The organism is Mycolicibacterium novocastrense, from assembly GCF_001570485.1.
GTDB lineage: Bacteria > Actinomycetota > Actinomycetes > Mycobacteriales > Mycobacteriaceae > Mycobacterium > Mycobacterium novocastrense.
On the sequence record NZ_BCTA01000056.1, the window covers coordinates 38,558 to 65,314 of the forward strand.

Below are 26,757 nucleotides of genomic sequence, written 5' to 3' on the forward strand. Positions count from 1 at the left end.
GCGCTCGCGCTGAGAGATGACGCGCGAGCACCGGACGACGTTCTGCCGGATCTGCGAGCCGCTGTGCGGCATGATCGCGACCGTCGAAGACGGCCGACTGGTTGAGCTGCGCCCCGACAAGGACCATCCGCTCTCATCGGGATTCGCCTGCCAGAAGGGCATCGCCTTCACCGAGGTGGTCAACGACCCCGACCGGGTGACCACGCCGCTGCGACGCACTCGTTCCGGGTTCGAACCCGTCGGCTGGGACGAGGCGATGACCGACATCGCCGCCCGACTCTCCGTCATCCACCGCATGCACGGTGCGGGCGCAACCGGCTGGTATTTCGGTAACCCGGGCGCGTTCAGCTACTCGTACACTCTGGCCCTCAACATGCTGATGGGCGGATTCGGGCTCGGGCTCCTCGGCGGTCCCGGCCGCGGCCTGCACGTGTTCACCGCCGGCTCGCAGGACGTCAACAACCGCTTCGTCGCCAGCCAGTTGCTCTACGGGTCGCCGCTCGCACTCCCGATACCCGACCTGCTGCGGACGGACTTACTGGTGGTCATCGGCGCCAACCCGGTCGTCTCGCACGGCAGCGTGCTCACCGCGCCGCGGATTCGGGATCGCATGCACGACATCGTCACGCGCGGTGGCCGCGTGCTGGTCATCGACCCGCGCAGGACCGAGACCGCAGCGCAGTTCGAGTGGCTGGGCATCGTCCCCGACGGCGACGCCTACCTGCTGCTGTCCCTGCTGCATGTGATGTTCGGTGAGAACCTGGCCGACCGCCGAGGGCTCGCAGAGCGGGCCGACGGCGCGGCCTGGCTCGAGCGGCTGGCCACACCGTTCAGCCCCGAGGTCACCGAGGCGCGCACCGGGATCGACCCCGAGACCGTCCGCGCCCTGGCCCGCGACTTGGCCGGAACCGAACGGGCGGCGGTCTACGGTCGCGTCGGCACCAGCGTCGGCGAAAACGGAACGCTGACGACTTACCTGCTCGACGCCGTCAACCTGGTGGCAGGGAACCTTGATGTGCCCGGCGGCAGCATGTTCGGCCGGCTCGGTATCCCTGGGGAGCGGTGGCTGAACAAGGCCGGCGGCGCACTGCTGCGCGCCGTCTACACGCGCAAACGGTCGCGCATCGGCGGGTTTCCCTCCGTCCTCGGTTCCGAACCCGCGGGCGTGATGGCCAAGGAGATCACCACGCCGGGACGCGGGCAGGTCAGGGCGCTGTTCGTCGGCGCGGGCAACCCCGTGCTTTCCGTGCCCAACGGCGACGAACTCGAGACCGCGTTGGAGTCTCTCGAGTTGTCGGTCGGCATCGACCTCTATCTCAACGAGACGCTGGCGCACTGCGACTACGTACTGCCCGCCACGTCGATGTACGAACGCGACGACTTTCCGCTGCCGTTCCAGACGCTGCAACCCACGCCGTTCCGGCAAGCCACCGAGGCCGTTGTCGCGCCGGTGGGCCAGGCCCGCGCGGAGTGGGAGATCATCGACGACCTCACGGCCAGGATGTGGCGGGCGACGCCCGGCCTGGCGGTGCTCGCCGGTGTGCGAAAGGCATTGTCCGCGTTCGGGGTCCGACTCAGCCCGCGGATGCTCGCCGATGCGGTGATCCGGTTGGCCGCGGGCGGCGACCGGTTCGGCCTGCGACGCGGCTTGAGCTTCTCGAAACTCACCGCCAACCATCCGCACGGCACGGTGCTGGCGAACCATCTGCGGGCCGGTGTGCTGGGCGACATCGTCGTCTACCGCGGTGGCCGGGTGCGTCTGCGTCACGACGAGGTCGCCGCCGAAGTCGACAAGCTGTCGCGCCGCCGCGTCGCCGACGACTATCCGATGCGGCTGATCGGCATGCGCGAGGCGCGGTCGGAGAACTCGTGGATGCACAACTCGCCGCTTCTGATGCGCGGTGAGCGTTCGCACCGGGCACTCATGCACGTCGACGACGCGGCCGCCGCCGACATCGCCGACGGTGACACCGTGCGGATCACCTCGCGACATGGCCAGATCGAGATTCCGGTCATCGCCACCAAGGACATCGTCGTCGGCGTGATCGCGGTCCCACACGGTTGGGGACACAAGGGCACGGCGGGATGGCGAATCGCCAACGACGCCGGCGGCGCGAACGTCAACCGATTGATGTCCAGCGATCCGGCCGAGATCGAGAGCCTGGCCGGGATGGCCCGGCTCACTGGTGTCCCGGTGCGCGTCGAGCGGGTCGCGTCGGTGGCCCCGCAACCCGAGCGGGCGCAAACTTTCGGATAAGGCCGGTTCGCGGCCAGCAAACCCGTTATCTTTCTCCCGTCGTCGAGCGGGAGAGGTCATGGTCGACCGGTTTCTGATCTGGGTGAGAGCGGGTGTCGTCACCGCGGGACTGTCGGCCGCAGTGCTCGCCGGTGCGGGTGCGGCGATCGCCGACGACGGTTCGTCGTCAGATGGCGGTGGGTCCACGGCCTCGGAGTCGTCGAATTCCGCTGACAGTCCGAAGGATTCGGTCGCCGGTGAGTCCTCGGTCACGGCCGGTGGCCGGTCCTCGAACGCGCGCACCACCCGCACGAGCGGCGACGCCCCGCGCACCCGCGTCGGCGCGAAGGCTCCCGACGACACGAAGGACGCGAAGGGTTCCGAGGCCACCAGCGATACCGACCGTGGCGAGGAACGGAAAAAGCCCGCTTCGAGCCCGACGGACGCCGCCGACGCCGCAACAGATCAGGCAAAGGACGACAAGACCGCCGACACCCGAACCACCGACGACGCCGCGGGCACCGACGCCGTGGTCGAGCAACCGGTCGTCGACGCCGTGGTCGAACAGCCCGTGACCGACGCCGAGGTGATCGAGGAGGTCGTCGCGAAGCCCGACTCGGACCGTGACCACACGGTCCAGCAGGGGGCGGCCCGGGTCTCTGCGAACGTCCCCACGGTCACCTCGGACAACGACGCCACCGACCGGACCGAGCCGCACCGGACCGAGAAGAAGGCCGCGCTCGTCTCGGAGACAGGCGACACCGGCGACCCCCCTGAGCAACGCATGGCGGTGGTCCTCGAACAGCCGGTCGCCGGCGTCGTCGAGGACGTCGAGGAAGTCGGTGTCCAGGCGGTGGCCTTCGCGTCGGTGCCACCGGCGGTGACCACTGCGACCGCCCCCCAGGTCCCCCTCATCCTGCGGGTGATCGGCACGATCGTGTTCGACCTGTACGCCGTCGCAACCCGACTGCTGGGCGGCCCACCGATCCTGCCGCCCAACAGCACGGTCACCGTGCGCTCGTCGACGCTGCGGATCGACTGCGCCTGCGCAGAAGGTGAAGGCAAAGAGGTGCCCGCGGACTGGTACATCCCGGAGACGGCGACCGGCGAGCCGCCCGAGCGCCTGATCTACCTGCAGCACGGCTTTTTGGCCAGCGCCCCGTGGTACAGCCACACCGCCGCCGCGTTGGCCGAGCGGACCCAGAGCATCGTGGTCGCACCGTCGATCAGCTCCAACTTCTTTGCCGTCGACGGATGCTGGCTCGGCGGGGCGCCGATGCACGAGGCGATGGCGGGACTGTTCGACGACGGAAACACCGCGCTGGAGGACAGTGCGCGAGCCGCCGGGTACGCAGGGGACATCCCCGACCGCGTCGTGCTGATGGGCCACTCGCTCGGCGGCGGCGCGGTGTCGGGGATCGCCGGCTACCTGGCCGACGACGAGCGCATCGACAGGCTGGCCGGGGTCGTGCTGCTCGACGGCGTGGCGCTGGGCGACCCGGCGCGGATGACGGAATCGCTGAGGAAGGTCCCCGTCGACATCCCGATCTACCAGCTCGCCGCACCGGTCTACATGTGGAACAACTTCGGCGCCGGCCTCGACGCTCTGGCCGCCGCGCGACCGACCGGGTTCATCGGCGTCACATTGGTCAACGGCTCACACGTCGACGCCATGCGGGGCGGCAATCCGCTCATCCAGTTCGCCCAGGAGCTGGTGGCCGGCTTCTCGCGGCCCGAGAACGCCGCCGCCGCGCAGATACTGATGGTCGGCTGGGTCAACGACATGTTCGCCGGTGACCGGAAGACGGGTATCTACCTCGAGCGCGGCGAGCAGTTCCGCTTCGACACCCCGGCCGGGCAGGCCACCGTCGTCGCACTGCCCAATACGTTGACCAAGCCGTACCTGCTGAACTTCCTGAAGCCGTTCATGCCGTTGGCCGACGGGTTGTTCTCCATGGACCCGGTGTGTGTGCGCGAATCGGTCGGCTCGGCCGGGTCCGGACACTGCAGCAACGCGATCGCCGCCTGACGCAAAACTCCACAACAACGCGTGTTATCTCTTGACGGGAAGCCGCAGAGGGGCCAATCTGTTCTGCAGCAATGTATGGACGTATGAGAAGGATCGAGTCGCCAGCCAGCGCCCCGATGCGTGCCATACATGCGGTTGGGTTGTGGATGTTCTGCGGATGTTGAGGAATACGCCGTCCTGCGGTACTGTTGGACGTTGCGCTGGCTGCATCCTGCCCACCTAAACCCGCACCTGACACCGATGTCCTAGCCTGAGCCCAGCTCAGTGATCTAGTCGCGTGCCGTGCGTTCGGGAAGTTTGTGGTCGTGAGTGGCCAGCCGAACCGACGCAGATATCGCGACGAAACGGACCGGTGGTCTACCGGCACGATAGTCGCATGAGGTGCTGGAAGGATGCATCTTGGCAGGGTCCCGCCCAAGCAAGACAGCAGAAGCTACTAAAAACTCCGTCCCAGGAGCACCAAACCGAATCTCCTTTGCAAAGCTCCGTGAGCCCCTCGAGGTTCCCGGGCTTCTCGACGTTCAAACCGAGTCTTTCGAATGGCTGATCGGCTCCGACGCCTGGCGTGAAAAGGCCAAGGAGCGCGGCGAGGAAAACCCCGTTGGTGGCCTCGAAGAGGTGCTTTCCGAGCTGAGCCCGATCGAGGACTTCTCCGGCTCAATGTCGCTGTCCTTCTCCGATCCGCGCTTCGACGAGGTCAAGGCCCCCGTCGACGAGTGCAAAGACAAGGACATGACGTACGCGGCCCCGCTGTTCGTCACGGCCGAGTTCATCAACAACAACACCGGTGAGATCAAGAGCCAGACGGTCTTCATGGGCGACTTCCCGATGATGACCGAGAAGGGCACGTTCATCATCAACGGCACCGAGCGTGTCGTGGTGAGCCAGCTGGTCCGGTCGCCGGGCGTCTACTTCGACGAGAGCATCGACAAGTCCACCGAGAAGACGCTGCACAGCGTCAAGGTGATCCCCGGCCGCGGTGCGTGGCTGGAGTTCGACGTCGACAAGCGCGACACCGTCGGCGTGCGCATCGACCGCAAGCGTCGTCAGCCGGTCACCGTGCTGCTCAAGGCGCTCGGGTGGACCAACGAGCAGATCACCGAGCGGTTCGGCTTCTCCGAGATCATGATGAGCACGCTGGAGAAGGACAACACCGCCGGAACCGACGAGGCGCTGCTGGACATCTACCGCAAGCTGCGCCCGGGCGAGCCGCCGACCAAGGAGTCCGCGCAGACCCTGCTGGAGAACCTGTTCTTCAAGGAGAAGCGCTACGACCTGGCCCGCGTCGGTCGCTACAAGGTCAACAAGAAGCTGGGTATCACCGAGAACCCGGCGCAGACCACGTCGACCACGCTGACCGAAGAGGACGTCGTCGCCACCATCGAGTACCTGGTGCGGCTGCATCAGGGCGACAAGACGATGACCGTCCCGGGTGGTGTCGAGGTTCCCGTCGAGGTCGATGACATCGACCACTTCGGCAACCGTCGTCTGCGCACCGTCGGCGAGCTGATCCAGAACCAGATCCGGGTGGGCCTGTCGCGCATGGAGCGCGTCGTGCGTGAGCGCATGACCACTCAGGACGTCGAGGCGATCACGCCGCAGACCCTGATCAACATCCGTCCCGTCGTGGCGGCGATCAAGGAGTTCTTCGGCACCAGCCAGCTGTCGCAGTTCATGGACCAGAACAACCCGCTCTCGGGCCTGACCCACAAGCGCCGCCTGTCGGCGCTGGGCCCCGGCGGTCTGTCCCGTGAGCGCGCCGGCCTCGAGGTCCGCGACGTGCACGCATCGCACTACGGCCGCATGTGCCCGATCGAGACCCCGGAGGGTCCGAACATCGGCCTGATCGGCTCGCTGTCGGTGTACGCGCGGGTCAACCCGTTCGGCTTCATCGAGACGCCGTACCGCAAGGTCAAGGACGGTGTTGTCACCGACGACATCGAGTACCTGACCGCCGACGAGGAGGACCGCCACGTCGTGGCGCAGGCCAACTCGCCGATCGATGACAACGGCCGCTTCCTGGAGGAGCGCGTCCTGGTCCGCCGCAAGGGCGGCGAGGTCGAGCAGATCTCGTCGAGCGAGGTGGACTACATGGACGTCTCGCCGCGCCAGATGGTGTCGGTCGCGACGGCCATGATCCCGTTCCTCGAGCACGACGACGCCAACCGCGCGCTGATGGGTGCCAACATGCAGCGCCAGGCGGTTCCGCTGGTGCGCAGCGAGGCCCCGCTGGTCGGCACCGGTATGGAGTTGCGTGCCGCGATCGACGCCGGTGACGTCGTCGTCGCCGACAAGGCCGGCGTGATCGAGGAGGTCTCGGCCGACTACGTCACCGTGATGGCCGACGACGGCACCCGGCACACCTACCGGATGCGTAAGTTCGCGCGGTCCAACCACGGCACCTGCGCCAACCAGCGTCCGATCGTGGACGCCGGCCAGCGGGTCGAGGCCGGTCAGGTCATCGCCGACGGGCCGTGCACCGAGAACGGTGAGATGGCGCTGGGCAAGAACCTGCTCGTGGCGATCATGCCGTGGGAGGGGCACAACTACGAGGACGCGATCATCCTCTCCAACCGCCTGGTGGAAGAGGACGTGCTCACCTCGATTCACATCGAGGAGCACGAGATCGATGCCCGCGACACCAAGCTGGGCGCCGAGGAGATCACCCGGGACATCCCGAACGTCTCCGATGAGGTGCTGGCCGATCTCGACGAGCGCGGCATCGTCCGCATCGGCGCCGAGGTCCGCGACGGCGACATCCTGGTCGGCAAGGTCACCCCGAAGGGTGAGACCGAGCTGACCCCGGAGGAGCGGCTGCTGCGTGCGATCTTCGGTGAGAAGGCGCGCGAGGTCCGCGACACGTCGCTGAAGGTGCCCCACGGTGAGTCCGGCAAGGTGATCGGCATCCGCGTGTTCTCCCGCGAGGACGACGACGAGCTGCCCGCCGGCGTCAACGAGTTGGTCCGCGTGTACGTCGCGCAGAAGCGCAAGATCTCCGACGGCGACAAGCTGGCCGGGCGCCACGGCAACAAGGGCGTCATCGGCAAGATCCTGCCCGTCGAGGACATGCCGTTCCTGCCCGACGGCACCCCCGTGGACATCATCTTGAACACCCACGGTGTGCCGCGTCGTATGAACATCGGTCAGATCCTGGAGACCCACCTCGGGTGGGTGGCCAAGAGCGGCTGGAAGATCAACGGTTCGCCGGACTGGGCGAGCGCGTTGCCCAAGGAGCTGCTCGAGTCCGAGCCGGGAAGCATCGTCTCGACACCGGTGTTCGACGGTGCTCGCGAAGCGGAGCTGCAGGGTCTGCTCGGGTCCACGTTGCCCAACCGCGACGGCGAGACGCTCGTCGACGAGGACGGCAAGGCGATGCTGTTCGACGGTCGCAGTGGCGAGCCGTTCCCGTACCCGGTGACGGTGGGCTACATGTACATCCTCAAGCTGCACCACTTGGTGGACGACAAGATTCACGCCCGTTCCACCGGCCCGTACTCGATGATCACCCAGCAGCCGCTGGGCGGTAAGGCGCAGTTCGGTGGCCAGCGGTTCGGCGAGATGGAATGTTGGGCCATGCAGGCCTACGGCGCGGCGTACACGCTGCAGGAGCTGTTGACCATCAAGTCCGACGACACCGTCGGCCGGGTCAAGGTGTACGAGGCGATCGTCAAGGGCGAGAACATCCCCGAGCCGGGCATTCCCGAGTCGTTCAAGGTGTTGCTCAAGGAACTTCAGTCGCTGTGCCTCAACGTCGAGGTGCTGTCGAGCGACGGCGCCGCGATCGAGATGCGCGACGGCGACGACGAGGATCTGGAGCGCGCCGCGGCGAACCTGGGAATCAACCTGTCGCGCAACGAATCCGCGTCCGTAGAAGATTTGGCCTAAATTTCTAGTCCCGCAAGGGGAAAGGGAGTTACGTGCTAGACGTCAACTTCTTCGATGAACTCCGCATCGGTCTTGCCACCGCGGATGACATCCGTAACTGGTCGTTCGGTGAGGTCAAGAAGCCGGAGACCATCAACTACCGCACGCTGAAGCCGGAGAAGGACGGCCTGTTCTGCGAGAAGATCTTCGGACCGACTCGCGACTGGGAGTGCTACTGCGGCAAGTACAAGCGCGTCCGCTTCAAGGGCATCATCTGTGAGCGCTGCGGCGTCGAGGTCACTCGCGCCAAGGTGCGTCGTGAGCGGATGGGCCACATCGAGCTGGCCGCGCCCGTCACGCACATCTGGTACTTCAAGGGTGTGCCCTCGCGGCTGGGCTATCTGCTCGATCTGGCGCCGAAGGATCTCGAGAAGATCATCTACTTCGCCGCCTACGTGATCACCGCCGTCGACGACGAGATGCGCCACAACGAGCTGTCCACGCTCGAAGCCGAAATGGCCGTGGAGCGCAAGGCCGTTGAGGATCAGCGCGATCTCGATCTGGCCGAGCGGTCCCAGAAGCTCGAGGCCGACCTGGCCGAGCTGGAGAAGGAAGGCGCCAAGAGCGACGTGCGCCGCAAGGTGCGCGACGGTGGCGAGCGCGAGATGCGCCAGATCCGCGACCGTGCCCAGCGGGAGCTGGACCGGCTCGAGGAGATCTGGAATACCTTCACCAAGCTGGCGCCCAAGCAACTCGTCGTCGACGAGGTGCTCTACCGGGAGCTGCAGGACCGCTACGGCGAGTACTTCACCGGTGCGATGGGTGCCGAGGCGATCAAGAAGCTCATCGAGAACTTCGACATCGAGGCCGAGGCCGAGGAGCTGCGCGAGGTCATCCGAAGCGGCAAGGGGCAGAAGAAGCTTCGCGCACTGAAGCGGCTCAAGGTGGTCGCGGCGTTCCAGCAGTCTTCCAACTCGCCGATGGGCATGGTGCTCGACGCGGTTCCGGTGATCCCGCCGGAGTTGCGCCCGATGGTGCAGCTCGACGGCGGCCGGTTCGCGACGTCGGACCTCAACGACCTGTACCGCCGCGTGATCAACCGCAACAACCGGTTGAAGCGACTGATCGATCTCGGCGCGCCCGAGATCATCGTCAACAACGAGAAGCGCATGCTTCAGGAGTCGGTGGACGCGCTGTTCGACAACGGCCGCCGCGGCCGTCCGGTCACCGGACCGGGCAACCGTCCGCTCAAGTCGCTGTCGGATCTGTTGAAGGGCAAGCAGGGTCGGTTCCGTCAGAACCTGCTCGGTAAGCGCGTCGACTACTCCGGCCGTTCGGTCATCGTGGTCGGCCCGCAGCTCAAGCTGCACCAGTGCGGTCTGCCCAAGCTGATGGCTCTCGAGCTGTTCAAGCCGTTCGTGATGAAGCGTCTGGTGGACCTGAACCACGCGCAGAACATCAAGAGCGCCAAGCGCATGGTCGAGCGTCAGCGTCCGCAGGTGTGGGACGTCCTCGAAGAGGTCATCGCCGAGCACCCGGTGCTGCTGAACCGCGCACCGACGCTGCACCGCCTCGGTATCCAGGCGTTCGAGCCGCAGTTGGTGGAGGGCAAGGCCATTCAGCTGCACCCGCTGGTCTGCGAGGCGTTCAACGCCGACTTCGACGGCGACCAGATGGCCGTGCACCTGCCGCTGAGCGCGGAGGCGCAGGCCGAGGCGCGCATCCTGATGCTGTCGTCGAACAACATCCTGTCCCCGGCGTCGGGTCGGCCGTTGGCCATGCCGCGTCTGGACATGGTGACCGGCCTGTACTACCTGACGACGATGATCGAGGGCGACACCGGCGAGTACACGCCGGCCGCCAAGGATCAGCCGGAGACCGGTGTGTATAGCTCGCCCGCCGAGGCGATCATGGCGATGGACCGCGGTGCGCTGTCGGTGCGGGCCAAGATCCGCGTTCGGTTGACGCAGCTGCGTCCGTCCGCCGATCTGGAAGCCGAGCTGTTCCCGGAGGGCTGGAAGCCCGGCGACGCCTGGACCGCGGAGACCACTCTGGGTCGGGTGATGTTCAACGAGCTTCTGCCGCACGGTTATCCGTTCGTCAACGAGCAGATGCACAAGAAGGTCCAGGCGCGGATCGTCAACGATCTCGCCGAGCGCTACCCGATGATCGTGGTCGCGCAGACCGTCGACAAGCTCAAGGACGCCGGCTTCTACTGGGCCACCCGTTCGGGTGTCACCGTGTCGATGGCCGACGTGTTGGTGCCGCCGCAGAAGCAGGAGATCCTGGACCGCTACGAGAAGGAAGCCGACCAGATCGAGAAGAAGTATCAGCGCGGTGCTCTCAACCACGACGAGCGCAACGACGCACTGGTCAAGATCTGGCAGGACGCCACCGAAGAGGTCGGCGAGGCGCTGCGGGCGCACTACCCGAAGGACAACCCGATCATCACGATCGTCGACTCGGGTGCCACGGGTAACTTCACGCAGACCAGGACGCTGGCCGGCATGAAGGGTCTGGTGACCAACCCGAAGGGTGAGTTCATCCCGCGTCCGATCAAGTCCTCGTTCCGTGAGGGCCTGACGGTGCTGGAGTACTTCATCAACACCCACGGCGCCCGAAAGGGTCTGGCGGACACCGCTCTTCGTACCGCAGACTCGGGTTACCTGACCCGCCGTCTGGTCGACGTTTCGCAGGACGTCATCGTGCGCGAGACCGACTGTGAGACCGAGCGCGGCATCAATGTCACGCTGGCCGAGCTACAGGGCGACGCGTTGGTGCGCGATCAGCACATCGAGACGTCGGCCTATGCCCGGACGCTGGCCACCGATGCGGTCGACAAGGACGGCAACGTCGTCGTCGAGCGCGGCCACGACCTGGGCGATCCGGCGATCGAGGCACTGCTGGCCGCCGGCATCACCGAGGTGAAGGTCCGCTCCGTGCTGACCTGCGCCACGGGCACCGGCGTGTGCGCGATGTGCTACGGCCGCTCGATGGCCACGGGCAAGCTCGTCGACATCGGCGAGGCCGTCGGCATCGTCGCCGCGCAGTCCATCGGTGAGCCCGGCACGCAGCTGACCATGCGCACGTTCCACCAGGGCGGCGTGGGTGAGGACATCACCGGTGGTCTGCCCCGTGTGCAGGAGCTGTTCGAGGCCCGCATCCCGCGGAACAAGGCGCCGATCGCCGACGTCACCGGCCGGGTGCAGCTCGAAGAGGGCGAGCGCTTCTACAAGATCACCATCATCCCCGACGATGGTGGCGAAGAAGTGGTGTACGACAAGCTCTCTCGTCGTCAGCGCCTGAAGGTGTTCAAGCACGACGACGGCACCGAGCGTCTGCTCGCCGACGGTGACCACGTCGAGGTGGGCCAGCAGCTGATGGAAGGTGCGGCCGACCCGCACGAGGTGCTGCGTGTCCAGGGCCCCCGCGAGGTGCAGATCCACCTCGTCAAGGAGGTCCAGGAGGTCTACCGGGCCCAGGGCGTGTCGATCCACGACAAGCACATCGAGGTCATCGTCCGGCAGATGCTGCGTCGCGTCACGATCATCGACTCGGGCTCAACGGAGTTCCTGCCCGGCTCGCTGACCGAGCGCGGCGAGTTCGAGACCGAGAACCGTCGGGTGGTCGCCGAGGGCGGCGAGCCCGCGGCCGGTCGTCCGGTGCTGATGGGTATCACGAAGGCGTCGCTGGCCACCGACTCGTGGCTGTCGGCGGCGTCGTTCCAGGAGACCACCCGCGTGCTCACCGATGCGGCGATCAACTGCCGCAGCGACAAGCTGCAGGGTCTGAAGGAGAACGTGATCATCGGCAAGCTGATCCCGGCCGGTACCGGTATCAACCGCTACCGCAACATTCAGGTGCAGCCGACCGAAGAAGCCCGCGCTGCGGCGTACACGATCCCGTCGTACGAGGATCAGTACTACAGCCCGGACTTCGGCCAGGCCACCGGTGCCGCGGTGCCGTTGGACGATTACGGCTACAGCGATTACCGCTAACAGTCCACGGAAAGGCCTCCGGGTTTCGACCCGGGGGCTTTTTCGTGCCTCGAGGTTTGCGCCGAACGTGGGTTACCCGCACGTCCTGCGCGGTCTGTGCGTGACACGAGCCCACACTCGGCGGTGAGGATCTGATGCTGGCGAACGCCGCGTGGTTCCTGTTCGGACTGGGCGCGTTGATCGTCGGCGCCGAGGTCATGGTCCGCGGTGGCGCGGAAGTCGCTGTGCGACTGGGAATCAGCCCGATCGTCATCGGGCTGACCATCGTGTCGATCGGCACCAGCATGCCGGAACTGGCGGTCGGTGTGGTGGCCGCCGGGGAGGGCAGCGGCGCGCTGGCGGTCGGCAACATCGCGGGCACCAATGTGGTCAACGTCCTGCTCATCCTCGGTCTGAGCGCCGCGCTGGTGCCGTTGACATTGCAGTCGCGCACCATCCGTTTCGAACTGCCGATCATGGCCGCTGCGGCGCTGCTGCTGTGGACGCTGGCGGCCGACGGTGTGCTGACGCGTCTGGACGGCGCCATCCTGGTCGCCTGCGCGTTCGTCTACACCGTCGCGGTGATCTGGTCTGCACGTCGCGAATCCCACGCTGTCGTCGAGGAATTCGCAGCCGAGCTGGTCGCTGAGTACGCCACCGAAGAGGTGGGCGCGGTGGCCACCAAGGGGCATCGCACCTCGATCAACGTCGCGATGACGCTGGGCGGTATCGCCGTCGTCGTACTGGGAGCCGACTGGCTTGTCGACGGTGCGGTCGGCATGGCCAGACAGTTCGGGGTGTCCGACGCGCTGATCGGTCTGACCATCGTCGCGATCGGCACCTCGGCGCCGGAGTTGGTGACCACCATCATCTCCACCATCCGCGGCGACCGCGACATCGCGATCGGCAACCTGATCGGCAGCAGCATCTACAACATCCTGCTCATCCTCGGCGTGACCTGTTTGGTGCCGGCTCAGGGGCTGAACCTGCCGTCCAGCCTGGTGACCATCGACCTGCCGGTCATGGTGGCGGTCGCGTTGCTCTGTATCCCGATCTTCATCTCGGGTCGGCGCGTCACCCGCGTCGAAGGCGCGCTGATGGTTGCGGCCTACGCGGCGTACCTGATCTTGCTGCTGACCGTCCGGACCTGACGGAACGTGTCGGCGGGGTGGGGCGGTCCTGGCTTGCCCGCCGACGCCGACGCAGCCGCCACGGATGCTTCTCATGCGGCCACATCTTTTCGATCTCGGCGTTGAACTCCGCGCCCAGCAACACCGCGAAGGCCGTGATGTAAAGCCACCCGACGACGGCGATCGGCACGGCGAGCTGGCTGTACACGGCGTCGTCACGTGCGCTGACCGACAGATAGGCGCGCAGCCCCGCCGATGCCACCAACCACAGCACCATCGCCAACACCGCCCCCGGAATGTCGCGGCGCCACGGCAGTCGCCAGGGCACACCGAGGTGATACAGCGTGACCAATCCGACCAGGATCAGCAGCGCCACCCCGGGCCAGAACAGCAGATCCAGTGCGCGCAAGGTGCTTTCGGTCAACGGGTCGGGCGTCACCCACGCCACCAGGTCGGGCCCGAGGACGAGCGGCGGCAGAATCGCCACGGCACCGAGGAGTCCGCCCGCGGTCAGCCCCAACGCCAGCAGCCGTCGTCGCCAGGCAGGCCGGGGCTCGACACCGTAGGCGATGGTGATTGTCTCCAGGTACCGATTCACCGCCCGCGAACCCGACCACAGGCTGAGCACGATTCCGATGGAGACCACGCTTCCACGCGATTGTGTGAGCCCGGCCTCGACCATGCGACGGTATGACTCGAAGGTCCGCTCGGCAAGGAAGGAGCTGGGCACCTCGAGCAGCAGCCGATGCAGTCGCGCCGTGCCTTCAGGGCCGAGCGCTTCGGCGATGAAACCGAGCGAGCCGAGCACCGCGATCAGGAGCGACGGCAGCGAGATCAAGGAGAACAGCGCGACCTCGGCCGCCAGACCGGGCACGCGGTCTCGGAGCGTGTCGTTGACGGTTCGGACGATCAGCCGGCCCGTCCGCACCGGCCGGGGCGCACGAGACAACATCGAAAGGGCGCGTCGTTGCAGAGTCGAACGGGCGGAGGCGACCGCGTCGGACAACGACGCGAACGGAGACGGGTCGCTTCCAGGTCCCACGCTCCGAGCCTAGGCGGCGCCGTCACGCGTGCGGCGAACGCCAGTGGTGCGATCGAGTGCCGTGACCGTGGGCCGGTGCGGTGGCCATGTCGGTGGCCCTGCCTAGACTGGGCGTCGTGCTGATCGGTTCGCACGTCCACGGTGACGACCCCCTGGCCGCCGCGGAGGCAGACGGTGCCGACGTGGTGCAGTTCTTCCTCGGCAATCCGCAGAGCTGGAAGAAACCCAAACCGCGCGAGGACGCCGATGTACTCAAGGCTTCGAGCGTCCCGCTGTACGTGCATGCGCCGTATCTGATCAATGTCGCATCGGCCAACAACCGGGTGCGGATCCCGTCGCGCAAGATCCTGCAGGACACCTGTGACGCCGCCTCGGAGATCAACGCGACGGCGGTCATCGTGCACGGTGGGCACGCCGACGACAAGGACTGGGAAGCCGGCTTCGAACGCTGGGTCAAGGCGCTGGACTATCTCGAAACCGATGTGCCCGTCTACCTGGAGAACACCGCGGGCGGCGACCACGCGATGGCCCGCCATTTCGACGTCATCGCCCGGTTGTGGGAGCACATCGGCGACAAGGGCATCGGCTTCTGCCTGGACACCTGCCACGCGTGGGCCGCGGGGGAGAAGCTGATCGACGCCGTCGACCGGATCAAGGCCATCACCGGGCGCATCGACCTGGTGCACTGCAACGACTCACGCGACGCCGCCGGTTCGGGCGCCGACCGGCACGCCAACTTCGGCACCGGCCAGATCGATCCTCAGCTGCTGGTCGCGGTGGTGCAGGCCGCCGGCGCCCCCGTCATCTGCGAAACCGCAGACGAGGGCCGCAAAGACGACATCGCCTTCCTGCGCGAGCACATCACGACCTGATAACCGAACCGCAGTCGAACGCTCGGCAACTGCGGGGTGAACTAGATTCAACGGAGTGTCTGCGGTCGACGAGTCGTCAGTTGCGTCGCAGCGCTCCCCCAAGGCAGCCCAGACGCGGGAACGCCGGCTCAAGTACGTGCGCCGGACCGCCGTCGCGATATGGGCTGCCGTCATCGTGTTTCGCACGGTCACCGAAGGTTTTGCGTTCAACCGCGAGCTCGTGCTGCTCTACATCGCCACCGGTCTGCTGGCCGCGAGCATCGGCCAGGTCCGCCGCATGCTCTACGTCATCCGCGACTGGCTTCCCTTCGCGTTGATACTGATCGCCTACGACCTGAGCCGTGGCGCCGCCGACATGATCGGGCGCCCGACGCTGTGGGAGTGGCCCGTCGAGGCCGATCGTTGGCTCTTCTTCGGCACCGTGCCGACCGTATGGCTTCAGGAGCAGCTCAAACAGGGACATCCGCCGTGGTGGGAGGTGATCCTGAGCTGCGTTTACATGTCGTTCTTCATCCTTCCGTACGCGGTGGCCGGGGTGCTGTGGCTGCGTGACCGCGCGGAGTGGAAGGCGTTCGTGCGTCTGTTCGTCGGCTTGAACTTCGCGGGCTTGGTCATCTACGCCCTGGTGCCTGCCGCGCCGCCGTGGGCCGCGGCTCGCTGCACCCCGGACGACGTCGAAGGCGGACCGGCCTACGCGCGCTGCATGTTCCGCTCGGCGCGCGGAGTGCCCGACGGCGGTGTGCTCGGGGCGATGCAATCCAGCCAGGACGGGGCGAACCCGTGGATCGAGCGGATTGTCGGCCGCGGCTGGGGCAACCTGAACATGCACACCGCCAGCGCGCTGCTCGATGCGGGGCAGGCCAGCGTCAACCTGGTGGCGGCGATACCGTCCCTGCACGCCGGGATGACCGCGGCGGTCGCGGCCTTCCTGTGGCGTCGCGTGCACGGAGCGTGGCGCCCACTGCTCGTGGCATATGTGCTCCTGATGGCCTTCACGCTGGTGTACACCGCCGAGCACTACGTCATCGACATCCTGCTCGGCTGGGCGCTGGCGGCCGCGGTCATCGCCGTCCTCCACCGCTACCAGGGGTGGCGGCGGGGGAGGGCGGCGCGCTCGGCGGACCGCGCGGGCGAGATGGTTCCGCTCTACGACCGGCGGGACGATCCCGCGGTAGCGACCGAGTCGAGCCCCGCGGTCGAGTCCCAGCCTGTCGCCGAGCCGGAACCCGTTGACGAACCTGAGCCGCGCCGGCGGGACGTCGTCGCAGAGGTCGACAGCCGCTGACCCCTTCCGCGGCTGTTGTTACGACTATTGTGCAGCTGTTCGTGAAAGTGTAATAGTGGTCTCATGGCCGATACCCATGTCGTCACCAACCAGGTCCCGCCGCTGGAGGACTACAACCCGGCGACCTCGCCCGTACTCACCGAGGCGCTGATCCGCGAGGGCGGTGAATGGGGCCTCGACGAGGTCACCGAGTTGGGCGCGCTGTCGGGCTCGCGGCAGGCCCAGCGGTGGGGCGAGCTGGCCGACCGCAACCAGCCGATCCTGCGCACTCACGACCGCTACGGCCACCGCGTCGACGAGGTCGAGTACGACCCCGCCTACCACTCGCTGATGACGGTGGCCATCAAGCACGGCCTGCATGCCGCGCCATGGGCTGACGACCGGCCCGGCGCCCACGTCGTGCGCGCGGCCAAGACCTCGGTGTGGACACCCGAACCCGGTCACATCTGCCCGATCTCGATGACCTACGCCGTGGTGCCGGCGCTGCGGCACAACCCCGAACTGGCGGCGGTGTACGAGCCGCTGCTCGTTAGTCGCGAGTACGACCCCGAGCTGAAGGTGCCCACCACCAAGGCCGGCATCACCGCGGGCATGTCGATGACCGAGAAGCAGGGTGGGTCCGATGTGCGCGCGGGCACCACCGAGGCGACCCCCAACGGCGACGGCAGTTACTCACTGCGCGGGCACAAGTGGTTCACCTCGGCGCCGATGTGCGACATCTTCCTGGTGCTCGCGCAGGCGCCCGGCGGGCTCTCGTGTTTCCTGCTGCCGCGAGTCCTGCCCGACGGCAGCCGCAACCGAATGTTCCTGCAGCGGCTGAAGGACAAGCTCGGCAACCACGCCAACGCGTCGTCCGAGGTGGAATACGACGGCGCCGTCGCATGGCTCGTCGGCGAAGAGGGCCGCGGCGTCCCGACCATCATCGAGATGGTCAACCTGACACGGTTGGACTGCACACTCGGCAGTGCAACCAGCATGCGCAACGGACTGGCCCGCGCGATCCATCACACCCAGCACCGAAAGGCGTTCGGCGAGTACCTGATCGATCAGCCACTGATGCGCAACGTGCTGGCCGACCTCGCGGTCGAGGCGGAGGCGGCCACGATCCTGGCTATGCGCATGGCCGGCGCGACCGATGCCGCAGTGCGCGGCGACGCCCGCGAGACCTTGCTGCGGCGCATCGGCCTGGCGGCCGGAAAGTACTGGGTGTGCAAACGTGCCACCCCGCACGCGGCCGAGGCGATGGAGTGTCTGGGCGGCAATGGCTATGTCGAGGAGTCGGGTATGCCGCGGCTGTATCGGGAAGCGCCGCTGATGGGCATCTGGGAGGGGTCGGGCAACGTCAGCGCGTTGGATACGTTGCGGGCCATGGCGACTCGCCCCGAGTGCGTCGACGTGCTGTTCGACGAACTCGCTCGGACCGCGGGTGTCGATGCGCGACTGGATGCGTTTGTGGGCGCGTTGCGGCCCGCCCTGGGTGACCTCGAGACCATCCAGTACCGCGGCCGCAAGGTCGCCGAGGACATCAGCCTCGCGCTGCAGGGTTCGCTGTTGGTGCGCCACGGGCATCCCGCCGTCGCCGAGGCGTTCCTGGCCACCCGCATGGGCGGCGCCTGGGGCGGCGCGTTCGGAACCCTGCCCACCGGACTCGATCTCGCGCCGATCATCGAACGCGCGTTGGTCAAGGCTCCGGACGCGGGCAGGACCGACAACGGATGACCCACGCGATCAGGCCGGTCGACTTCGACAATCTGACAACGATGACCTACGAGGTCACCGACCGGGTAGCCCGCATCACGTTCAACCGGCCGGAGAAGGGCAACGCCATCGTCGCGGACACGCCGCTGGAATTGTCCGCGCTCGTCGAACGTGCCGACCTCGACCCGAACGTGCACGTGATCCTGGTTTCCGGTCGGGGCGAAGGGTTCTGCGCCGGATTCGATCTGTCCGCCTACGCCGAGGGGTCGTCATCGGCCGGTGGCGGCAGCCCCTATCGCGACACCGTGCTGTCGGGCAGGACGCAGGCCGTCAACCACCTGCCGAATCAGCCGTGGGATCCGATGATCGACTACCAGATGATGAGCCGGTTCGTCCGCGGCTTCTCCAGCCTGATGCACTGCGACAAGCCGACAGTGGTGAAGATCCACGGGTACTGCGTGGCCGGCGGCACCGACATCGCACTGCACGCCGATCAGGTGATCGCCGCGTCGGACGCCAAGATCGGCTACCCGCCAACCCGCGTGTGGGGGGTGCCCGCCGCCGGGATGTGGGCACACCGCCTCGGCGATCAGCGTGCCAAACGCCTTCTGCTAACCGGTGATTCGATCACCGGCGCACAGGCCGCCGAGTGGGGCCTGGCGGTCGAGGCGCCGTCACCCGAGGACCTCGACGAGCGCACCGAACGACTGGTGGAGCGGATCGCCCGCGTGCCGATCAACCAGCTGATCATGGTCAAGCTCGCGATGAACTCCGCGCTGTATTCACAGGGGACGGCCAACAGCGCGATGGTCTCGACCGTGTTCGACGGCATCGCCCGCCACACACCCGAGGGGCACGCATTCGTCGCGCAGTCGCGCGAACACGGATTCCGAGAAGCGGTCCGCCAACGTGACGAACCGTTCGGCGATCACGGCCGCAGGGCATCCGAGGTCTGATGGCGAAGTCGCTCTCGCGGATGACGGCCCGTTCCGTCGTGCTGAGCGTCCTGCTCGGGGCGCACCCGGCGTGGGCCACCGCGAGCGAACTGGTCAAGCTGACAGCCGATTTCGGCCTGAGGGAGTCGACGGTGCGGGTCGCTCTGACGCGGATGGTCGGCGCCGGTGACCTGGTTCGTTCCGAGGACGGCTACCGGTTGTCCGACCGCTTGCTGGCACGGCAGCGACGGCAGGACGAGGCCATCAATCCCCGGCTGCGGCCGTGGCGGGGCGACTGGACGACGGTGGTGATCACCAGCGTCGGCTCCGACCCCCGCTCGCGGGCCGGGTTACGAAATACATTGCAGGAAAACCGGTTCGCCGAACTGCGCGAGGGGGTGTGGCTTCGACCGGACAACCTGGACGCGGCGTTGCCGCCCGAGGTGTTGCAGCGGGTGCGGGTGTTGGTTTCCCGTGACGCCGAACCCGGAGGGTTGGTCTCCCTGCTGTGGGACCTGTCGGCGTGGGCGCGGGAGGGCCGGTTGTTGCTCGACGAAATCGGTTCGGCGCCAGACGTTCCCGATCGGTTCGTCGCAGCGGCCGCCATTGTGCGCCACCTGCTCACCGATCCGGTGCTGCCGGAGGAACTGCTGCCCGACGACTGGCCGGGCACCGCGCTTCGCCAGGCCTACAACGACTTCGCCGCGGAGTTGTCTGCGCGGCGCGACAGCACCGGATTGTCGCAAACGCGACGTGACCAATTGATGGAGGCGAGATGACGGGCGGAGTGCGGGTCGAGAAGAACGGTGCCGTGACGACGGTGATCATGAATCGTCCGGAGGCGCGCAACGCCGTCAACGGCCCGGCCGCCGCGGGGTTGTACGCCGCTTTCGACGAGTTCGACAAGGACGAGTCGGCCGCCGTCGCGGTGTTGTGGGGCGACAACGGGACATTCTGCGCCGGAGCCGATTTGAAGGCGTTCGGGACGCCCGATGCCAACCCGGTGCACCGCGCCGGCCCCGGCCCGATGGGGCCCAGCCGAATGGTGTTGTCCAAACCGGTGATCGCGGCGGTCAGCGGCTACGCCGTGGCCGGCGGTCTGGAATTGGCGTTGTGGTGCGATCTGCGGGTCGTCGAAGACGACGCGATCATGGGGGTGTTCTGCCGGCGCTGGGGGGTGCCGCTCATCGATGGTGGGACCGTTCGGTTGCCGCGGTTGATCGGGCACAGCCGGGCGATGGACCTCATCCTCACCGGTCGCGCCGTCGATGCCACCGAAGCCCTTGCGATGGGTCTGGCCAACCGGGTGGTGCCCACGGGCGAAGCGCGCCAGCGGGCCGAGGAACTCGCGGCGGAACTGGCCGCGCTGCCGCAGCAGTGCATGCGCGCCGATCGCCTGTCGGCTCTCAACCAGTGGGGCCGCTCGGAGCCCGACGCGATGGACTTCGAGTTCGGCAGCATGTCGCGCGTCGCCGCCGAATCCCTGGAGGGGGCAGCCCGTTTCGCGGCCGGTGCGGGCAGGCGCGGCGCCAACGCCTAGCTGCAGTTTGCGGGCCCTCGCCCTGGTGTGAGTGACCGCAAAGGGCCGGGAATTCGCGGCGTGTCGTAGAGCAAACACTGACGCTCGCGGCTTTCAGCCCTTGGTGATCTTGTTGTTGTTCCCGGTGTCGTTGATCTTCGGATCACCGTCTCTGTACGTCACCGTGTTGTTGAGGCCGACGACGCTGATCTCCTTGTCCACCCGCTCGAAGGTGACCTTGTTGTCGGCGCCGCCGATGTTGACGTTCGCGCACGTGCCCTTCACCGTCAGGGTGTTGTTCGACCCGCCGATGTTCAGTGATTTGCCGTCGGCGCAGTCGATGTCGGCGGTCGTGCCGAAGGATCCGTAGTTGATCGTGTTGCCGACCTCGACCTGGGCGCCCGACGTGCCCGCCGTCGCGGTGGGGGTGTTGGTGTCCGAACTTTCCGATCCGCACCCCGCGAGCAGAAACGCGGCGGCGGTGGCACCGATGAGCGGATAAGCGATGGATGTGGCGCGCATGCTCACGCGGGTACCCGGTTGATGCGGTTGGTCATCCCCAATTCACGTCCGCGGTCCAAGACGATCGGGTTGCCGTTCTTGTACAGCACGGTCTGATCCCAGCCGTAGACCGTGATGTCGTTGATCACGTTGTCGGCGACGACGACATTGCCGTTGCCCTGCATCGTCACTGCCCAACAGGTCCCCAGCGTGGTGATCTGGTTGTTGGCGCCGTTGACGAGCAGCGTGGAGTTGGCGCAGTCGATCGTCTCGACGACGCCGATACCCGTGATGGTGGTGTCGGTTCCCTGATGGCGACCCACGACACTGTTATCGGCGCACTCACGCGCCAATGGATTGCAGACCACCGGTTCCGCCTGCGCCACGGGGGCGGCGAGAATCAGCGGAAACACCGCGGCCGATGCCGCAAGCGACCGACTCACAGCTGTCCACATCATGGAGGAAGCGTACGACGCGACCGGTGAGATCCACAGACGTTCACCCGAGTCGCTATTAACGGTGGCGCTGGGTAGCGTGAGCAGCGATGCGTTGGCGGTTTCCGATTGCTGTCGCGGCGGTCGTGGCGGTGGTGACGGTGGCGGGGTGTGCTGAGACCGTCAGCGGAACCGCGCAGCGGGCCACACCCGCGGTACCCGATCCCGAACGCAACTACGGTTACGTCGACGACCGCTGCGCCCTGCTCGACGACGACACCGTCCAGCAGATCCTGGGCGCCGACAGCGTCGTGCGGCCCTACAGCGGAGCGGTCTGCCAGTACGTGTCGTTCCGCGGCGACGTGATCATCGACGCGACCTTCTCCTGGTTCCAGACCGGAAGCCTCGATCGCGAACGCGCGCTTGCCGTCGGGCGCGGCGCGACGATCACCGAAACCGTGGTCGAGCGCCACCCGGCGTTCGTCGCGCGCCGGGACATCACCGGCGCGGCCTGCTCGGTCACCGCCGCCGCGGGCACCGGGGTGCTGAGTTGGTGGGTGCAGTTCCGCGATCAACGCACCGGTGATCCATGCCAGGAAGCGCAGAAGCTCCTTTCGGCCACCCTGAAGTCGGAGATGTGACCGTGTTCGCCCGCTGGAATCGCCGGTTCGTCGCGCTCACCGCTTGCGCCGCGGCGCTCACAGCGTGCGGATCGACCGACGAGGCGCCGACCTCTCCGGCGACCGCCAACCCGGGCGCCGGGTTCCGCAGCGGGGACTGCAACGGCATCACCGACACCGACATCGCGGCGGCCGCCGGGTCAGACGAGTTCACCAGGGCTGTCGTCAGCGACGCAGGCTGCTTCTGGCAGGAGAACACGATGTTCGGCACCGTCGGGGCGGGAATGGGGATCTCGACCTGGTGGTACCGCGGCAGCGATATGGACACCGAGCGGTCGCTGGAACAACAGGCCGGCCGCACCTTGACCGAACTGTCCCTCGACGGCAACAAAGGGTTCAAGGCGTTCGACGGCAATGCGTGCAGTTTCTACGTGGCCAAGGGCGGCGACGTCATCACGTGGTCCATCCAGACGATGAACCCCGCGACGCTGCCCGATCTGTGCTCGATCACCGAACAACTCGCCGAGCTCAGTCAGGAGCGCGTCAACTGACCGCGAGGGAACTAGAGGTGTTAGTTTTCTCCGGGTATCAGCAAGGGCAGACGAGACGGCAGGGGGGCGAAGCGCGCATGGCACAACCCCCGGGCACCTCGGCCAGGAGAGTCCCCCGGCTCAGCCGCGAGACCATCGTCAACGCCGCGCTGACATTCCTGGATCGCGAAGGCTGGGACGCGCTGACCATCAACGCGCTCGCCACCCAGCTCGGCACCAAGGGCCCGTCGCTGTACAACCACGTCAACAGCCTCGAGGACCTGCGCCGAACAGTGCGGATGCGCGTCGTCGGCGACATCATCGGGATGCTCACCAACGTCGCAGAGGGCCGCACCCGCGACGACGCGGTCACCGCGATGGCCAGCGCCTACCGCAGCTACGCCCATCACCATCCGGGACGGTATTCGGCCTTCACCCGGATGCCGCTGGGTGGTGACGACCCGGAGTTCACCGAAGCCACCCGGGCCGCGGCCGCGCCGGTCATCGCGGTCCTGGGTTCCTACGGACTGGAGGGTGAGAACGCGTTCTATGCGGCGTTGGAGTTCTGGTCGGCCATGCACGGTTTCGTCCTGCTGGAGATGACCGGGGCGATGGACGGTATCGACACCGACGCGGTATACAGCGACATGGTGATGCGGCTGGCCTCCGGGATGGAGCGTCGTTAGCCATACACTCCGCGGCCTTCGGAGAAGGCGATCTGACCTGCGGTTAGGGCGCGGAGCGCGGGTTTGGAGCGCTGCCCCTGTGCTGGTATTGTGGACGATCGTGCCTGGCAGATAAGGCGCTTCGCGGGTGCGTGGACGAAATGGACCTGCTAAGCGTGCCTGCACGCCGGGCCAATTCGCATGTCGCCATGCTCCGAGAATTGAGGCAATGCCTTCAAGTTGCCTTCGACTTGCTTCGGGCGGGCGCGTGCGACACACCCGGTCGCGGGGTACGTGTCCGGGACAAAAGCGCAGTACACAGACTTGACCAGAACTAAAAAGCAGCAACACAGAAAGCCGGTAGATGCCAACCATCCAGCAGCTGGTCCGCAAGGGTCGCCACGACAAGCCCGCCAAGGCGAAGACCGCGGCCCTCAAGGGCAGCCCGCAGCGCCGCGGAGTGTGCACCCGCGTGTACACGACCACCCCGAAGAAGCCGAACTCGGCGCTTCGGAAGGTCGCGCGCGTCAAGCTGACCAGCGCGGTCGAGGTCACCGCCTACATCCCGGGCGAGGGACACAACCTGCAGGAGCACTCGATGGTGCTGGTGCGCGGCGGCCGTGTGAAGGACCTGCCCGGCGTGCGCTACAAGATCATTCGCGGCTCGCTGGACACCCAGGGCGTGAAGAACCGCAAGCAGGCGCGCAGCCGCTACGGCGCCAAGAAGGAGAAGAGCTGATGCCGCGCAAGGGACCGGCGCCCAAGCGTCCGTTGGTCAACGATCCGGTGTACGGGTCGCAGCTGGTGACCCAGCTGGTCAACAAGGTTCTGATGGACGGGAAGAAATCGTTGGCCGAGCGCATTGTCTATGGTGCGCTCGAACAGGCCCGCGACAAGACCGGCACCGATCCGGTGGTCACCCTCAAGCGCGCTCTGGACAACGTCAAGCCGGCACTCGAGGTTCGCAGCCGTCGCGTCGGTGGCGCCACCTACCAGGTTCCCGTGGAGGTGCGTCCGGATCGCTCGGTCACGCTGGCACTTCGCTGGCTGGTCAGCTTCTCCAAGGCCCGTCGCGAGAAGACCATGGTCGAGCGCCTGGCCAACGAGATCCTCGACGCCAGCAATGGTCTGGGTGCCGCCGTGAAGCGGCGTGAGGACACCCACAAGATGGCCGAGGCAAACCGCGCGTTCGCGCACTACCGCTGGTGATGTGACGCCCCGGAGTCGCGAGCGACGAGATGGCACAAAGCGGTGTCGCCGGGGCGAAATGACAACAGCAACTACCAAGCGAAAGAGAAGACTTCTGTGGCACAGAAGGACGTGCTAACCGACCTGAACAAGGTCCGCAACATCGGCATCATGGCGCACATCGATGCCGGTAAGACCACGACGACCGAACGCATCCTGTACTACACCGGTGTCAACTACAAGATCGGTGAGACGCACGACGGCGCTTCGACCACCGACTGGATGGAACAGGAGCAGGAGCGCGGTATCACCATCACCTCCGCGGCCGTCACCTGTTTCTGGAATGACAACCAGATCAACATCATCGACACCCCGGGCCACGTCGACTTCACCGTCGAGGTGGAGCGCAGCCTGCGTGTGCTCGACGGTGCCGTTGCGGTGTTCGACGGTAAAGAAGGCGTGGAGCCGCAGTCCGAGCAGGTCTGGCGGCAGGCCGACAAGTACGACGTTCCGCGCATCTGCTTCGTCAACAAGATGGACAAGCTGGGCGCCGACTTCTACTTCACGGTGCGCACCATCGAAGAGCGCCTGGGGGCGACGCCGCTGGTGATCCAGTTGCCGATCGGCGCCGAGAACGACTTCATCGGCGTCGTCGACCTGGTCGAGATGAAGGCCAAGGTGTGGCGCGGTGAAACCGCCCTCGGCGAGAAGTACGAGGTCGAAGACATTCCGGCCGAGCTCGCCGAGAAGGCCGAGGAGTACCGCACCAAGCTGCTCGAGGCCGTCGCCGAGACGGACGAGGCGCTGCTGGACAAGTACGTCGGCGGCGAGGAGCTCTCGGTCGCCGAGATCAAGGCGGCGATCCGCAAGCTGACCGTCGGCTCGGAGCTGTACCCGGTCCTGTGTGGCAGCGCGTTCAAGAACAAGGGCGTGCAGCCCATGCTCGACGCTGTCATCGACTACCTGCCGTCCCCGCTGGACGTGGAGTCCGTGCAGGGCCACGTGCCGGGCAAAGAGGACGAGGCCATCAGTCGCAAGCCGTCGACCGACGAGCCGTTCTCGGCCCTGGCGTTCAAGATCGCGGTGCACCCGTTCTTCGGCAAGCTGACCTACGTCCGCGTCTACTCCGGGACCGTCGAGTCCGGTTCGCAGGTCATCAACTCCACCAAGGGCAAGAAGGAGCGGCTGGGCAAGCTGTTCCAGATGCACGCCAACAAGGAGAACCCTGTCGAGCGGGCCTCCGCGGGGCACATCTACGCGGTGATCGGTCTCAAGGACACCACCACCGGCGACACCCTGTCCGACGCCAACGAGCAGATCGTGCTCGAGTCGATGACGTTCCCGGACCCGGTCATCGAGGTGGCCATCGAGCCCAAGACCAAGAGCGACCAGGAGAAGCTCGGCACGGCGATCCAGAAGCTGGCCGAAGAGGATCCGACCTTCAAGGTCCACCTGGACCAGGAGACCGGCCAGACGGTCATCGGCGGTATGGGCGAGCTTCACCTCGACATCCTCGTCGACCGGATGAAGCGCGAGTTCAAGGTCGAAGCCAACGTGGGCAAGCCCCAGGTGGCCTACCGCGAGACCATCAAGCGCAAGGTCGAGAAGGTCGAGTTCACCCACAAGAAGCAGACGGGTGGTTCGGGCCAGTTCGCGAAGGTCATCATCGACCTCGAGCCGTTCACCGGCGAAGACGGGGCGACCTACGAGTTCGAGAACAAGGTCACCGGTGGCCGTATCCCCCGCGAGTACATTCCGTCGGTCGACGCCGGCGCCCAGGACGCCATGCAGTACGGCGTGCTGGCCGGCTACCCGCTGGTCAACCTCAAGGTGACGCTGCTCGACGGCGCCTACCACGAGGTGGACTCGTCGGAAATGGCCTTCAAGGTCGCGGGTTCGCAGGTGCTGAAGAAAGCGGCACAGGCTGCGCAGCCGGTGATCCTCGAGCCGATCATGGCGGTCGAAGTGACCACACCCGAGGACTACATGGGTGAAGTGATCGGTGACCTGAACTCCCGCCGTGGTCAGATCCAGGCCATGGAGGAGCGATCGGGTGCCCGCGTCGTCAAGGCGCTGGTACCGCTGTCGGAGATGTTCGGCTACGTCGGCGACCTTCGGTCGAAGACCCAGGGCCGGGCTAACTACTCCATGGTGTTCGACTCGTACGCCGAAGTTCCGGCGGCCGTGTCGAAGGAGATCATCGCGAAGGCGACCGGGCAGTAACCCCGGTTG

At 66.7% G+C, this 26,757-nt stretch carries 20 protein-coding genes; 17 read left to right on the forward strand and 3 right to left on the reverse strand.

Features of this window, described 5'->3' with window-relative positions:
- Positions 1 to 16: 16 nt before the first annotated feature.
- From RMCN_RS20860 to RMCN_RS20880, 5 genes are all read left to right on the forward strand, one after another.
- Complete coding sequence (locus RMCN_RS20860) at positions 17 to 2,257, forward strand: molybdopterin-dependent oxidoreductase (protein WP_067393254.1); 2,241 nt, start codon at positions 17 to 19, stop codon at positions 2,255 to 2,257.
- A 58-nt stretch (positions 2,258 to 2,315) separates the two neighbouring features.
- Positions 2,316 to 4,265, forward strand: coding sequence for an alpha/beta hydrolase (locus RMCN_RS20865; protein WP_110765900.1), 1,950 nt, complete (start codon positions 2,316 to 2,318; stop codon positions 4,263 to 4,265).
- 381 nt (positions 4,266 to 4,646) lie between these two features.
- Positions 4,647 to 8,150, forward strand: coding sequence for a DNA-directed RNA polymerase subunit beta (gene rpoB / locus RMCN_RS20870; RefSeq protein WP_064415487.1), 3,504 nt, complete (start codon positions 4,647 to 4,649; stop codon positions 8,148 to 8,150).
- A 32-nt stretch (positions 8,151 to 8,182) separates the two neighbouring features.
- Positions 8,183 to 12,127, forward strand: coding sequence for a DNA-directed RNA polymerase subunit beta' (locus tag RMCN_RS20875; RefSeq protein WP_067393256.1), 3,945 nt, complete (start codon positions 8,183 to 8,185; stop codon positions 12,125 to 12,127).
- A gap of 134 nt (positions 12,128 to 12,261) precedes the next feature.
- Entirely contained in the window at positions 12,262 to 13,257 is a 996-nt protein-coding gene (locus RMCN_RS20880) for a calcium/sodium antiporter (protein ID WP_067393259.1), read from the forward strand.
- On the opposite strand, the gene RMCN_RS20885 is transcribed toward RMCN_RS20880, so the two are convergent.
- Entirely contained in the window at positions 13,181 to 14,278 is a 1,098-nt protein-coding gene (locus RMCN_RS20885; RefSeq protein WP_234787736.1) for a YihY/virulence factor BrkB family protein, read from the reverse strand. The two genes, RMCN_RS20880 and RMCN_RS20885, sit on opposite strands and share 77 nt — an antisense overlap.
- Positions 14,279 to 14,394: 116 nt before the next feature.
- Between RMCN_RS20885 and RMCN_RS20890 the strand changes: the two genes are divergently transcribed.
- The 6 genes from RMCN_RS20890 to RMCN_RS20915 all read left to right on the forward strand — a co-directional run bounded on the left by RMCN_RS20890 (position 14,395) and on the right by RMCN_RS20915 (position 20,608).
- On the forward strand, positions 14,395 to 15,150 hold the full coding sequence (locus RMCN_RS20890; protein ID WP_064345563.1) for a deoxyribonuclease IV: 756 nt from the start codon (positions 14,395 to 14,397) through the stop codon (positions 15,148 to 15,150).
- 55 nt (positions 15,151 to 15,205) lie between these two features.
- Positions 15,206 to 16,435, forward strand: a complete 1,230-nt coding sequence (locus tag RMCN_RS20895) for a phosphatase PAP2 family protein (protein ID WP_084377614.1) — start codon at positions 15,206 to 15,208, stop codon at positions 16,433 to 16,435.
- Positions 16,436 to 16,498: 63 nt separating this feature from the next.
- A complete protein-coding gene (locus RMCN_RS20900; RefSeq protein WP_067393264.1) occupies positions 16,499 to 18,154 on the forward strand; it encodes an acyl-CoA dehydrogenase family protein in 1,656 nt (551 codons plus the stop codon).
- Positions 18,151 to 19,089, forward strand: a complete 939-nt coding sequence (locus tag RMCN_RS20905; protein ID WP_067393266.1) for a crotonase/enoyl-CoA hydratase family protein — start codon at positions 18,151 to 18,153, stop codon at positions 19,087 to 19,089. Before RMCN_RS20900 ends, RMCN_RS20905 begins: the two co-directional genes overlap by 4 nt.
- Positions 19,089 to 19,847: a PaaX family transcriptional regulator C-terminal domain-containing protein gene (locus RMCN_RS20910; RefSeq protein WP_067393269.1), complete on the forward strand. Its 759-nt coding sequence runs from the start codon at positions 19,089 to 19,091 to the stop codon at positions 19,845 to 19,847. The genes RMCN_RS20905 and RMCN_RS20910 overlap by 1 nt, the downstream gene beginning before the upstream one ends.
- Positions 19,844 to 20,608, forward strand: a complete 765-nt coding sequence (locus RMCN_RS20915) for a crotonase/enoyl-CoA hydratase family protein (protein ID WP_201028896.1) — start codon at positions 19,844 to 19,846, stop codon at positions 20,606 to 20,608. Before RMCN_RS20910 ends, RMCN_RS20915 begins: the two co-directional genes overlap by 4 nt.
- Positions 20,609 to 20,701: 93 nt before the next feature.
- Here RMCN_RS20915 and RMCN_RS20920 read toward each other — a convergent pair whose 3' ends face one another.
- Together RMCN_RS20920 and RMCN_RS20925 are read right to left on the reverse strand one after the other, a co-directional pair.
- Positions 20,702 to 21,109, reverse strand: a complete 408-nt coding sequence (locus RMCN_RS20920) for a DUF3060 domain-containing protein (protein WP_064345568.1) — start codon at positions 21,107 to 21,109, stop codon at positions 20,702 to 20,704.
- 2 nt (positions 21,110 to 21,111) lie between these two features.
- Positions 21,112 to 21,546, reverse strand: a complete 435-nt coding sequence (locus RMCN_RS20925) for a DUF3060 domain-containing protein (RefSeq protein ID WP_064415494.1) — start codon at positions 21,544 to 21,546, stop codon at positions 21,112 to 21,114.
- A gap of 86 nt (positions 21,547 to 21,632) precedes the next feature.
- Here RMCN_RS20925 and RMCN_RS20930 point away from each other — a divergent pair, with 86 nt between their 5' ends.
- The 6 genes from RMCN_RS20930 to fusA all read left to right on the forward strand — a co-directional run bounded on the left by RMCN_RS20930 (position 21,633) and on the right by fusA (position 26,748).
- Complete coding sequence (locus tag RMCN_RS20930) at positions 21,633 to 22,163, forward strand: DUF3558 domain-containing protein (protein ID WP_064345570.1); 531 nt, start codon at positions 21,633 to 21,635, stop codon at positions 22,161 to 22,163.
- Entirely contained in the window at positions 22,160 to 22,693 is a 534-nt protein-coding gene (locus RMCN_RS20935) for a DUF3558 domain-containing protein (RefSeq protein WP_234787737.1), read from the forward strand. The genes RMCN_RS20930 and RMCN_RS20935 overlap by 4 nt, the downstream gene beginning before the upstream one ends.
- A gap of 77 nt (positions 22,694 to 22,770) precedes the next feature.
- Positions 22,771 to 23,358, forward strand: coding sequence for a TetR/AcrR family transcriptional regulator (locus RMCN_RS20940; RefSeq protein ID WP_064415496.1), 588 nt, complete (start codon positions 22,771 to 22,773; stop codon positions 23,356 to 23,358).
- Positions 23,359 to 23,701: 343 nt separating this feature from the next.
- Positions 23,702 to 24,076 carry a 30S ribosomal protein S12 gene (gene rpsL / locus RMCN_RS20945; protein WP_064345572.1) on the forward strand — a complete coding sequence of 125 codons (375 nt, stop codon included), beginning with the start codon at positions 23,702 to 23,704 and terminating at the stop codon, positions 24,074 to 24,076.
- Positions 24,076 to 24,546 carry a 30S ribosomal protein S7 gene (gene rpsG, locus RMCN_RS20950; protein WP_064345573.1) on the forward strand — a complete coding sequence of 157 codons (471 nt, stop codon included), beginning with the start codon at positions 24,076 to 24,078 and terminating at the stop codon, positions 24,544 to 24,546. Before rpsL ends, rpsG begins: the two co-directional genes overlap by 1 nt.
- Positions 24,547 to 24,642: 96 nt before the next feature.
- The gene (fusA, locus tag RMCN_RS20955) at positions 24,643 to 26,748 is read left to right on the forward strand and encodes an elongation factor G (protein WP_084377620.1); all 2,106 of its coding nucleotides are present in this window, start codon (positions 24,643 to 24,645) and stop codon (positions 26,746 to 26,748) included.
- Positions 26,749 to 26,757: the final 9 nt, after the last annotated feature.